This is a genomic window from Paenarthrobacter sp. FR1 (assembly GCF_051106045.1).
Lineage (GTDB): Bacteria > Actinomycetota > Actinomycetes > Actinomycetales > Micrococcaceae > Arthrobacter > Arthrobacter nitroguajacolicus_A.
On record NZ_JBPFSF010000023.1, the window covers coordinates 1 to 3,359 of the forward strand.

At 63.7% G+C, this 3,359-nt stretch carries 2 protein-coding genes; one reads left to right on the forward strand and one right to left on the reverse strand.

The window, feature by feature from the left end; translation table 11 throughout:
* Window positions 1-145: 145 nt before the first annotated feature.
* Complete coding sequence (locus tag ACR30Z_RS22530; protein WP_434374670.1) at window positions 146-1,966, reverse strand: AfsR/SARP family transcriptional regulator; 1,821 nt, start codon at window positions 1,964-1,966, stop codon at window positions 146-148.
* A gap of 152 nt (window positions 1,967-2,118) precedes the next feature.
* Here ACR30Z_RS22530 and ACR30Z_RS22535 point away from each other — a divergent pair, with 152 nt between their 5' ends.
* Window positions 2,119-3,000 (forward strand): alpha/beta fold hydrolase, encoded by an 882-nt coding sequence (locus ACR30Z_RS22535; protein WP_434374671.1) that lies wholly within the window; start codon window positions 2,119-2,121, stop codon window positions 2,998-3,000.
* Window positions 3,001-3,359: the final 359 nt, after the last annotated feature.

A 3,359-nucleotide genomic window follows, 5' to 3' on the forward strand; every position in this document is an offset into this window, starting at 1 on the left:
TAAGACCCACAGCGCCGATGGTACTGCACCCGGGAGGGTGTGGGAGAGTAGGACACCGCCGGACAACCATTCGAAGAGCCCCGACCACAGGTCGGGGCTCTTCACCTTTAACACCCACACAACAAACACGCGATGGCGCACGGCCTTAGTCCAAGGAGGCCCCTGCGGCCTTGAGCATCGCAATGAAACGGTCAACGTTGCCCACATCCACAACTCCGCTGCCGGCGGCCCGTTCTCCGCTGGCAGGGGCCAGTGCCGCCAATGCCTGATTCATCACGGATGGCTCCTCCAGCTCGCAAGCCGCTTGAGCCACAATGCACCAAGTAGCCTCAAGCAGGAGATCGTTGGGCGGATCCGGAAGCTGCCGAAGAGCCTCGATGGCCAGGCTTCGTTGGCCTTCCTGGGCCAACAGGAGCGGGCGCACCCAACGCTCGTGGGGGCCGAAATCACCTTCAGGGAGTTGCGCAGCGTCGCGGAGCTTCCTGGTGAATCCTGCCAACGCCAGAAGTCCCTCGCTGAACCCTGGCATCTTCCCGGGCGCATGTGGCGTCCCCGTGCTGCCCAGAAAGGTCCAACGAAACCACTGAGTGAATACCGTGGCCAGCGGTCTTTCGTGTCGCCCTGCCAATTGGTCGATGGCCTCCGCTTCGGCGCTGGCAGCATCGATGTCGTCCAGGGCGCACAGCGCCTGCATACGAATGAGGCGTCCGTTGATCTCAAAGGTGGGCGAATCGGCGTCGAGCGCTGTTGCTATCAACTGCCGGCCAATCGAATCCCTCTGGGCCGCCGACCCCGCCTGGGCGAATGCCTGCATGTACCGGGCGCTCAGGGCGAAGCAAAGGAGCTGTGCATCGCCCAGGCCGCGGGCTATCGACGCTGCTTCGTCCGCCTCTTCCTGACGGTTGGATGTTCCCCGGGACTCCATGGCGATTGTCGCCAGAAGGCGGGCGCGCGTGCGGTGGCTGAGGGGCGCGGTTGAGGTAAGCGCCTGCTCGGCAGCGGCGACGATGGCGGCAGCCGCATCAGGATCGTCTGAACGCGTCCAGATCCCGGGGACGTCGTAGCCGCCAACGATTCGGGCCACGAGTTCGGGATCGTTCAGCTCCTGCGCTGCGCGGATGGCTTCAAGGCGCTGGGTGCGCGCGGTCTGCAGATCGCCAGCGACGGCCAGGCTACCGAGCACTGCGTTCGACGCTTCCAACTGCGCCCGTGCGCCGCTCCGTGAATAGGCTGTGGCTGTCAAAGCCAAGCGCCCGCGCTCAGGTTCCAAGCCAGGATCCCTGCGCAGGATGCCGGCCTCCAAGTCCGCGAGGACAGGACTCGGATCCAGCCCGAGGTCATTGACAAACCGTTGGCGTGCCCGCCGAAGTGTCCCCAACGCATCACCCTGCCGATGCCCACGGTAGAGGGCCAGTGCCAGGAGACGCCACCCCTCCTCGCGCCAAGGATTGGCTGTCACGTGCGGCTCCAGCATGGTCACGGCATCGTCAGGCCGGCCGGCGGCTATGTGTGCTTGGGCTAAACGCTCGACGGCGGTCTGCCGCAGCTCACGGAGGCGGGTCACCTCGGCGTGGGCCCACGGTCTCTCGGCAAACTCTTCAAAAGCGTCGCCCTGCCATTCGGCCAGTGCCGCCGATAGGAGTGCGCCTGTCCCACCGGAACTTGCCCCTCTTGCTCCCGCCATTGCCGCTTCGAATCGCCAGGCGTCCACTGACTGGGGACCCAATCTCAGTGCATACCCGTCGCCGACGGTCACCAGCACTGCAGCCGGGGTCCGGGGTTGTCGGCGTGGTTCCAGGATGCGGCGGAGTTCGCCGATGAAGGTACGGACGGAGCCAACAGCCCCGGCGGGTGGCCTGCCATCCCAGAGCTCTTCTACCAGGGATGCCGTAGGGATCGCCCGACCCCGCTGCGCGACGAGTATGGCGATGACCTCCCGGTGCCGTCGCTTAGAGAGGTCCCGCATCAGTCCGTCCACAGTCACCTGGATGGGTCGAGGACATTGATCTGCGGGGGGCTCACAGGCCAATCGTAGTCAGAGGCCCCGACAACCGACGGCTGATTGGGCGCTGATTCGGTAGCAGGAGAGTGGAGTGACCACCAACGATTGGAGATTCCATGGCTTTGACCTTGTTGCCCGATGCCACCTACCACCGCGTCCCCGTAGCACCCGACGTCCAACTGAACGTGGCGGTCGCCGGGAGCGGACCCGCCGTCGTACTTTTACACGGGTTCCCCCAGACGCACCTCATGTGGCGGCACGTCGCCGCTGATCTGGCGACCGACCACACAGTTATTTGCCCTGACCTACGAGGCTACGGTGCGAGTGACAAGCCTGCGGAGAGAGGCGAAGAGACGTACTCAAAGCGGACCATGGCGGCCGATGTCGTAACTGCCGCCCGCTTCCTCGGTCATGAACGCTTCGCTTTGGCCGGGCATGACCGAGGTGCCCTTGTGGCCGTCCGCGCCGGCTTGGACCACCCCGATGCAGTGAGCCATCTTCTCGCCTTGGATGTGCTGCCAACGTTGGATATGTGGGACATCCTCCGGGGAGCGGAGGCCAAGGTGGCGTGGCACCTATATCTCATGGCCCAGCCGGCAGGGATCCCGGAACCGATGATCGAAGCCACGGCCGATTCCTTCTTTGCATCCTTCCTGGATGGGTGGACCGCTGATCCGGAAGCGATTCCTGACACGTATCGGGCTGAGTACCTCCGGGCGTCGCGCGAGGCGGTGGTGTCGATCGTGGCGGACTACCGAGCTTCGGCAGGGATTGACGTCGCGCATGACCGTGCCGATAGGGACGCCGGCCGCGCTTTGGCCATGCCCGTCACTGTGATGCAGCAGGATTGGGGCGCAGCGCTCGGTTACGACGCCAAGGCACTGTGGAGTGCCTGGGCGCCCAACCTTGAACATGTGACCACGAACTCCGGACACTTCATGGCGGAGGAGGATCCCGCTGCGGTGATTGCCGTCTTACGTGCGCTGATGACCCGCTAGGGGGGCAGGGTTCGACGGCGGGTGGTGGGGTTTGGTGGGGTGGTGGGGGTGGGGTTTGGGGTGGATTTGCGTTGGGGTGGTGGGGCGTGTATTGTTTTCTGAGTCGCCGGGTGCGAAACGGAAAGCCGGAAGGTGTGTACGGTTCGGTAGGCGGCCAAAAATAACTCTTCTTTTCCAATGGCCCTGTTGTGGTGTGCTGCTTTTGTGGTGTGCTGTGGGGTGATGTTTTGGGGGGTCTGTTGTTTGAGAACTCAATAGTGTGCCAAGTTTGTTGATACCGATTGTTTTTTGATTGGTTGAATTTTGCCAGGTTGCTGCGCACCCCCGTGTGTGGTGGTCTGGTTTTCAGCTGGTTTCGA

Excerpts from the sequence above, each read along its gene's own strand:
- ACR30Z_RS22530 (WP_434374670.1), bottom strand. The coding sequence starts at position 1,966 with ATGCGGGACCTCTCTAAGCGACGGCACCGGGAGGTCATCGCCATACTC.
- ACR30Z_RS22535 (WP_434374671.1), top strand. The coding sequence starts at position 2,119 with ATGGCTTTGACCTTGTTGCCCGATGCCACCTACCACCGCGTCCCCGTA.